Consider the following 8504-nt stretch of genomic DNA (forward strand, 5'->3'; position numbering starts at 1 on the left):
TGGGCTCATGTCGACTCCTGTGGTGTTGGGGGGAGAGTAGGCGATAGCGATGCTGTCATGGCGGGAAGGGCAGCCGGCAGTGTCAGCCGGAAGAGTGCGCCGCCCAGCGGTGAAGGATGTGCCTCCAGCATGCCCCCGAGGTCATTGACGATACGAGCACTGATCGACAAGCCCAGCCCCAGTCCTTGGCCGTCGGCGCGTTGGGTGTAGAAAGGCTCGAAGACACGCGCGAGTTGCGCCGGTGCGAGCCCGGGACCGTTGTCATGTACTTCCAGTACGATCTGAGGGGAGGCGTTGGGCGCCATCTGCTGCTCGCTCAGCGTGATGGTGATGCGAGGCTGGCGGAAGGTGGCTGGCATGCCGGCCAGCGCATCCAACGCATTACCGACCAGATTGACCAATACCTGCTCCAGTCTGACGGGCTCAGCACGCACACTCGCGAGTGGCGGTGTCTGCTCATCCAACGGTCGGCCATCCTGTTGCAGCTCGACCACCACGCCCAGCATGTCGCTGCGCGCGTGAAGCAAGCGCAAGGCGTAGTTGAGACTGGTGGCGAGATCGACGGCTTCGAGGCGGTCTCCGCTCTTGCGTGAGAACTGACGCAGCTGAGCGCTGATCTCGCCCATGCGCTGGGTCAGCTCGGTAATCTGCGCCAGATTGGCATCGACCTGTTGATGCTGGCCACGGGCAAGGAAGGCAGTGGCATTCTCGGCATAGGCACGGATAGCGGCCAGTGGCTGATTGAGTTCATGATTGATGCCTGCTGCCAGCTCACCCAGTACTGCCAGTTTGGCGGTTTGAATCAGCTCATCACGGGTGGTGCGCAGTTCACGCTCGGCACGCGTACGCTCCTCCACCTCACCACTCAGGCGCGCATTGCTGGCGGCGAGGTCACGGGTGCGCTCGACTACGCGTTGCTCAAAGGCATCGCGCGCCTGGGCGAGGGCCTCGGCCTGCGCCCGCCGTTCGCTGACATCGAAGACCGTGACCAGCCAGCGTGCACCATTGGGGCTTTGCAGTGGTGAGCAGGATAGCTCCAGCGGGATTGCCATCCCGCCACGTAGGCCATGTAGCTCTAATGGCCCGATGGCGTGTGGGCGGGTCAGGGAGTCGAGTTGCTGGCGCTCGGCGGGCAGAAATAGTTCGCGCAGATCACGCCCTTCACGTGCACTGGGAGGATGCGCGCTGCTCAGGGCTGCGCCGAATAGCTCAACCGCCGTGGGATTGAGATACACCAGACGCGTGTGCTCATCGAGAATGCACAGTCCCGCGCGAGTGCGGTCGATGATGCCACGTACGCGTTGTTGGCTTGCGGCGAGACTCAGACGTTCACGCTTCGCAAACAGTTGTCGCTCGCGAAGGATACGTAAACGCTGCCAGCCCAGCCCGGCTAAAAGGCACAGTAAGGCGTAGACCCCCGCCGCTAGTCCTGCGGCTTGCCAGATACCCCCGCGTAACGGGGCGAGAGGCTTGAGCACATGCAGGCGCCAGCCGATATCCGGCAACGGGCGCGACAGACTCAGCCAGGCATGCCGCCAGAGATCGCCCGGGGTTAGCTGCAGCAGCTCGGCGGGGCTGTCATAAGCGCTGTCATGAGAACTGTCACCGGCGCTATTGCGAACCTCAGTGATAGCACCGCCGTCATCATTAGCCTCACTCGGAGACTCGACATTCAAGCGCTCGAGTGTCTGTGGCAGAGCTTCACGATGATAGAGGCGCAAGGGGAGCAGGCGTTGATTGGCGTAGCGCTGGGTGTCGAGCAGGCGATTGCGCGTTGCTTCGCTAAGAGGGTCCAACGTATGCAGCACCATGGACGGTTGGCTGGCGATGAAGATGACGCCATGTGGGTCAGTGACCATGATGTCGGCATTCTGGTCCAGCCAGCTGGCTTCCAGGTCGGCGATTTGTACCTTGACCACCACGACTCCGCGACGGCCAGAAGGACTGATGACCGATGCACTGAAGAAGTAACCACGCTCACCCGAGCTGGTGCCGAGTCCATAGAAGCGGCCTTCGCCACCGCCGATGGCGTCTTTCCAGTAAGGACGGAAACGATAATTCTGACCGATGAAGGTGGAAGGCGAGCGCCAGTTGCTGGCGGCAATTGTGGTGCCGCGATCGTCCACCAGATAGAGGTCCGATACGCCAGCGAGCGCCCGCATGCGGTCCAGACGCTGATTGAGTGCCACTTCGGCGCTGGGGTCACCCGGATGATCGAGAAAGGCACGTAATTGATCATTCTCGGCGACCAATCGTGGTAGATAGGCGTGACGGCTCAGCTGGCCGCGCAGACTGGCGGCCGTCAAGCGTAGCTCGTTATCTGCCTCGTGAGTCAGGCGCTCAATCCCCTGGTTACGCGCCACCTCCACCGCCTGCCACACACATAGCATCAGCCCCAGTGGCAGGACTATCGCGAGAGCAAGACGCCAAATGTGCGGCAGACGGGTGGCCTTCATGAGCGATCCGGCATGGCCTGGGCACGACGCAAGGCACGTTGGGCGCGGGTTTCAGCACGCTCCAGTTCCAGCAGGGAATCCTCAACGAAAACCAGATGTTCGTGCGCGGCGTTGCGTGCGTCTTCGGCGCGCCCTTCCATGATGGCCTCGAACAGCGCGCGATGCTGCTGAATCAAGCGTGGACGAGATTCCGGCTTCTCGAACAGATGGCGCAAATTGGCCACGATGCTCTTTTCCAGCAACTGGAACAGGCTGCGCATCGAGTGCAGTAGCACCACGTTGTGGGCAGCCTCGGCGATGGCGAGGTGGAATCCGGCATCAGCCCTGGCCTCAAGCTCCGGGTTTCGTCCCTCGAAACTGCGCTCCAATGCCTCGAAGCGCTGACGCAGCATCTCCTTGTCGGCAGGGGTGGAGCGCAGCGCTGCGTAATAGGCGCTGATGCCTTCCAGTGCGTCGCGAAACTCCAGCAAGTCGAGATTGAACTCGTTATGGCGGCCGAGTAATTCGCTGAGTGGGTCGGACCAAGCGCGTGATAGGGCTTCGGAGACGTAAGTGCCTCCGCCTTGGCGCGAGGTTAACAGGCCTCGGGCCGCCAACTTCTGGATCGCTTCTCGCACCGAGGGGCGCGATACAGCGAACTGCTCGGCGAGCGTGCGCTCGGGAGGCAGTCGCTCACCGGGCTTCAGGCTGCCTTCGATAATCATGCTCTCGAGGCGTTCGGTCAGCACGTCGGCAATACGAGGCTGGCGAACGGGGGCATAACGCATGGGATTGTCCTTGCTGCGATGTTGATGCGCGCTTTTTGATCAAGCAGTGCGTGTGGCGATGACGCCTATAGGCACTATCTCGACGAGTGTGGCGTTTGGATGGCAGGCCACACAGCCAGACATTGGTCTTACCAATATGGCTGACAACCACGCCCTGCATGAAGGAATGCACTATCAAATAATTGGTATTACCAATTATCGCCCACCAATAGGCTTTGACCAATGTCTATTACGCATATTCTTCAAGGGGTTTGACCTGTCTTGGAGTGAGGCCTAGATTATGCCGACGCACAGCAAGGTAAATTGGTAAGACCAATTATCTGATGCGAGATGCCTCTCGCCCATTGGGTACGCCAAGCCCACGGTTCTCGTCATCACTGCGCCAAGACAACAATCAAAACAATATGCCTGTGGAGTCCCCGTCATGTCCGAGCCCCTCCTGGCCTTGCTGGCCTTTACCCCTATTCTGCTGGCGGGCGTACTGCTCGTCGGCCTGCATTGGCCTGCGCGCCGCGCCATGCCGTTGGTCTTCCTGGTCACGGCGGCCATCGGCTACTTTGCATGGCACATGTCGCTGATGCGTATTCTGGCGTCCACGCTGCAAGGCTTGCTGGTGACGGTCTCGGTGCTATGGATCATCTTCGGCGCCATCTTCCTGCTCAATACGCTCAAGCATTCCGGGGCGATCGCGGTGATTCGCAGTGCTTTCACCACCATCAGCCCGGACCGCCGCGTGCAGGCGATCATCATTGCCTGGCTGTTCGGTAGTTTCATCGAGGGTGCGTCAGGCTTTGGTACACCGGCCGCGATTGCCGCCCCGTTGCTGGTCGCCATCGGATTCCCTGCACTGGGAGCAGTCATGGTGGGGATGATGATTCAGTCGACGCCGGTCTCGTTTGGCGCGGTCGGTACACCTATCGTGATCGGCGTGAATGCCGGCCTGGACAAGGCTGGCCTTAGTGAGCAACTGCTGGCGAACCATTCCAGCTGGGATGTCTTCCTGCAGTTGATCACCTCTGAGGTGGCAATCGTGCACGGCATCGTCGGCCTGCTGATGCCACTCTTCATGACGGTCATGATGACGCGCTTCTTCGGAGCGAAGAAAAGCTGGACCGAGGGGCTCTCGATTGCTCCCTTTGCCCTGTTCGCGGGTCTTTGCTTCACGCTTCCGTATGTCGCGGCCGGTGTATTTCTCGGTCCGGAATTCCCATCGCTGATCGGGGCATTGGTTGGATTGATTATCGTGGTACCCGCTGCCCGCGCAGGCTTCCTGTTGCCGAAGGACAGCTGGGACTTTCCGCCACAAGCCGAATGGCCGACGCACTGGCTGGGAGATCTCAAGCTGGAGCGTGATGATGTCGAGGTGGCCGCTGCTGGTACGCGTCGCTTGCCGCTGTGGTTGGCATGGCTACCGTATGGTCTGATCGCATTGCTGCTGGTGGCATCGCGGGTATCGGCAGACTTCAAGGCGCTGCTGGTCAGTGTGCAGTTCAGTGTGACGGATTTGCTGGGGGCGAGCGGGATTTCCGGCTCGGTGCAGCCGCTGTATCTGCCGGGCGGCATCATGGTGTTTGTGGCACTGATCACGCTGGTACTGCATCGCATGCAGGGGCGTCAATTGGTGGCTGCAGCCAGTGAGTCGTGGCGCACGCTGCTCGGTGCCGGTTTCGTGTTGATCTTCACCATTCCGATGGTGCGTATCCTGATCAACTCCGGCGTCAATCTGAATGATCTGGCCTCGATGCCGGTGATGATGGCCAACGTCGTCTCTGATGGACTAGGGCAGATGTATCCGCTGTTCGCGTCAACCATTGGCGCGATGGGCGCTTTCATTGCGGGCTCCAACACCGTTTCCAACATGATGCTGTCGCAGTTCCAGTTCAACGTGGCAACGCAGCTTGGCTTGTCCGGTGCACTGATGGTGGCGCTGCAGGCGGTGGGGGCTGCGGCAGGTAACATGATTGCCATCCATAATGTCGTGGCGGCATCGGCGACTGTCGGCCTGCTTGGACGTGAAGGACGGACACTACGCATGACCGCCATTCCGACGGCCTACTATCTACTCGCTTCGGGTGTGCTGGGAATGCTGGCCTTCCACCTGATCGGAGTAAGTGATCCGTTGTCTCTCTAGGCATTGGGCCCGAGGCGCTGCGCTGACTGTTCAGGGAATGCAGCGCCTCGGGCCAGGCCTTCCGAATTCGTAACTGTATATAAGGAGAGGCTAGCCATGACTGCCGCTGCCCCGATCGATGTGTCTCTGATGGCCGAGCGGGCTGACGCCTATCGGGCACTGCGTGAGGCGCTATCGCTCCATATCCCTGATGAGCGCTTGATCCATGATGCACTGCGCACTTTGGCGTATGGCACGGATGCCAGCTTCTATCGGTTGATTCCGAAGCTGGTGGTGCGCGTTCACGATGAGCAGGAGTTGGGCCATGTGCTGCGCGAATGTCGTGTGCGCAAGCTGCCGGTCACGTTCCGTGCGGCAGGAACATCGCTGTCAGGGCAGGCGGTAACGGATTCAGTGTTGATTCAGCTGGGGGGAGAGTGGCGTGGTGTCGAGATTCTCGAGCAAGGCAATCGCATTCGGCTGCAGCCGGGAGTCATTGGTGCACGGGCCAATCAGTTGCTGGCACCTTTCGGACGCAAGATCGGGCCCGATCCCGCCTCCATCAATAGCTGCATGATCGGTGGCATCGCGGCCAACAATGCGTCGGGCATGTGCTGCGGCACAGCACATAACAGTTATCGTACCGTCGAAGACATGCGCGTCATTCTTGCGGATGGTAGTTGCCTGGATACGGCAGACCGCCATAGCGTGGCAGCCTTCCGTAAAAGTCACGCGACGTTGCTGGCGTCACTGGAAAAGATGGCGGATGAGATACGTCACGATACGCCGCTGGCAGAGCGCATTCGTCACAAGTATCGCCTCAAGAACACCACCGGCTATAGCCTCAATGCGTTGGTTGACTATGTCGATGGCCTCGAGATTCTCAAGCACCTGATGATCGGATCGGAAGGGACGCTGGGCTTCATTGCGTCCATTACCTATCGCACGGTAGTCGAGGAGGCGCACAAGGCTGCCGCGCTCGTCTATTACCCGAATATCGATGCGGCCTGTCGTGCCACCATGCTGCTCAAGCAGGCACCGGTTGCAGCCGTGGAGTTGATGGACCGCGCTGCGCTGCGTTCGGTCGAGAACGAACCGGGCATGCCGGAGGTGCTGCGTCAGCTGCCGGAAGCCTCGGTCGCACTGTTGATTGATGTACGCGGTACGCAGCTACATGAGCTTGAGGCTCGCATGACGGAGGTAGGACGAGTACTTGCGGATATCGCTACCTGCGAGCCATGGGGCTTCACTCAGGACCCCGCGCGCTATGCGCTTTACTGGAAAATCCGCAAAGGCCTCTTCCCGGCCGTCGGTGCAGTGCGTGATGTCGGCACGACCGTGATCATCGAAGATGTCGCCTTCCCTATCGAACGATTGGCGGAGGGCGTCGGTGCGCTGACGGAGGTCTTCCAGCGTCACGGATATCCCGAAGCGATCCTGTTCGGCCATGCACTGGAGGGCAATCTGCATTTCGTCTTCCCGCAGGGATTCGAGCGCGATGGCGAGGTGGAGCGCTATCAGGGATTGATGGACGAGGTGGCACAGCTGGTCGGGCAGGAATATGGCGGCTCGCTCAAGGCCGAGCATGGTACGGGACGCAACATGGCACCTTACGTCGAACTTGAGTGGGGCACGGATGCCTATGCGCTGATGTGGCGTATCAAGGCGGCTTTCGATCCGGACAACCTGCTCAATCCTGACGTGATTCTGAGTCGCAATGCGCGACTGCATCTGGAAAACCTCAAGCCACTGCCGGCGGCGGACCCACTGGTGGACCGTTGCATCGAATGTGGCTTCTGTGAATCAGTGTGCCCCTCGAAGAATCTCAGCCTGACGCCACGGCAACGTATCGTCATCCGTCGCGAGATTGCGCGACTGACAGCGCTCGAGGCTCCCGATGCCGAACAGCTTTCCCTGCTGACGGCGCTCAAGAAGGATTATGCCTATCAAGGTATGGAGACCTGCGCCGGTGATGGATTGTGTGCGACGCAGTGTCCGGTCGGCATCAACACAGGTGATCTGATTCGCGGTCTGCGTCACGACGAGAATGCCGGTGATGCGCATCCCGGCAAGGTAAAGGTCGCGCGCTGGACGGGTGAGCACTTCACGCGCGTCACTAGTGGCATGCGTGGCGTGCTCAGGCTGGCAGATGGACTGAATGGCATACTGGGAGCGCGTAACATGCAACGCCTGAGTGATATGGCGCGCAAGTGCTCGGGTGGTCAGGTACAGCAATGGACACCGAGCATGCCCGCCAACGCGCCGCGCCCCTATATAAAGCACTTGGCGCAGCCGCTTGGACGCAGTGATGCACCCAGTGGCCATGTCGTCTACTTCCCTTCCTGTGCCACGCGCGTGTTTGGCGCTGCTCGCGAGGATCGTGATGCACGCAGCGTAACCGAGATGGCACTGGCGCTGATGGATAAGGCGGGCTTCGAGGTAGTGGTGCCGCAGGGAGTGGATAGCCTGTGTTGTGGCATGGCATTTCAGTCCAAGGGTCAGTTTGAGGCAGGTGATGGCAAGGCTGCTGAGCTGGCTGCGGCGCTGGTCACTGCCAGTGACGGCGGTCGCCTGCCTATCTTCTGTGATACCAGTCCGTGCTTGGCTCAGGCTCAGGCCTATGCGCAGGAGCACCTCGAGGTTGTGCTCACATTGGTGGAGCCAGTGGAGTTGGTGCTCGACTATCTATTGCCGCATCTCACGATTGAGCCACTGGCTGACAGGGTGGCTGTCCATATCACCTGCTCCAGCGTGCGGATGGGGCTGGCGGACCGGTTTATAGAGCTCGCCCGTCGCTGTGCACAGGAGATAGTCGTGCCTGAAGAGATCACCTGCTGTGGCTTTGCCGGTGACAAGGGCTTCTCGACGCCAGAGTTGAACGCCTCTGCTCTCAAGGATTTAAGGAGTGAGGTCGCAGGCTGTGACTACGGTGTCTCGAATTCACGCACCTGCGAGATAGGGCTCAGCGAGCACTCGGGGCTGAGTTATCAATCCATTCTCGGCCTGGTAGATAGGGCGTCCAGACCCGCGGCGAGGCTCTGATTATCACTTTCTGACAGAAGTGTGACATTTCTTCCCAAAAGGCCTTGCGCTGAACCGGTCCGGTGCGTAAAGTACGCATCCGCTGCCGGGGACGCATGGCGTTACCAGCGGTGAAAGAGGTGTGCAGGT

At 60.2% G+C, this 8504-nt stretch carries 4 protein-coding genes; 2 read left to right on the plus strand and 2 right to left on the minus strand.

Annotated elements, in window-relative coordinates:
* Nucleotides 1-5 precede the first annotated feature (5 nt).
* Both CFN46_RS11985 and CFN46_RS11990 read right to left on the minus strand, forming a co-directional pair.
* Nucleotides 6-2456: an ATP-binding protein gene (locus CFN46_RS11985; protein WP_088743638.1), complete on the minus strand. Its 2451-nt coding sequence runs from the start codon at nucleotides 2454-2456 to the stop codon at nucleotides 6-8.
* Entirely contained in the window at nucleotides 2453-3223 is a 771-nt protein-coding gene (locus CFN46_RS11990; RefSeq protein WP_088743639.1) for an FCD domain-containing protein, read from the minus strand. Before CFN46_RS11990 ends, CFN46_RS11985 begins: the two co-directional genes overlap by 4 nt.
* A 424-nt stretch (nucleotides 3224-3647) precedes the next feature.
* On the opposite strand from CFN46_RS11990, the gene CFN46_RS12000 reads away from it, so the two are divergent.
* Both CFN46_RS12000 and CFN46_RS12005 read left to right on the plus strand, forming a co-directional pair.
* Nucleotides 3648-5354 carry an L-lactate permease gene (locus CFN46_RS12000; protein ID WP_088743640.1) on the plus strand — a complete coding sequence of 569 codons (1707 nt, stop codon included), beginning with the start codon at nucleotides 3648-3650 and terminating at the stop codon, nucleotides 5352-5354.
* 96 nt (nucleotides 5355-5450) lie between these two features.
* Nucleotides 5451-8375, plus strand: coding sequence for an FAD-binding and (Fe-S)-binding domain-containing protein (locus CFN46_RS12005; RefSeq protein WP_246116461.1), 2925 nt, complete (start codon nucleotides 5451-5453; stop codon nucleotides 8373-8375).
* The last annotated feature ends 129 nt before the right edge of the window (nucleotides 8376-8504 follow it).

Origin of the sequence: Cobetia sp. QF-1 (assembly GCF_002213105.1) — a bacterium.
Taxonomy (GTDB): Bacteria; Pseudomonadota; Gammaproteobacteria; order Pseudomonadales; family Halomonadaceae; genus Cobetia; species Cobetia crustatorum.

Coding starts and splice junctions, on each gene's coding strand:
- CFN46_RS12005 (WP_246116461.1), top strand. CDS start 5,451: ATGACTGCCGCTGCCCCGATCGATGTGTCTCTGATGGCCGAGCGGGCT.
- CFN46_RS11985 (WP_088743638.1), bottom strand. CDS start 2,456: ATGAAGGCCACCCGTCTGCCGCACATTTGGCGTCTTGCTCTCGCGATA.
- CFN46_RS12000 (WP_088743640.1), top strand. CDS start 3,648: ATGTCCGAGCCCCTCCTGGCCTTGCTGGCCTTTACCCCTATTCTGCTG.
- CFN46_RS11990 (WP_088743639.1), bottom strand. CDS start 3,223: ATGCGTTATGCCCCCGTTCGCCAGCCTCGTATTGCCGACGTGCTGACC.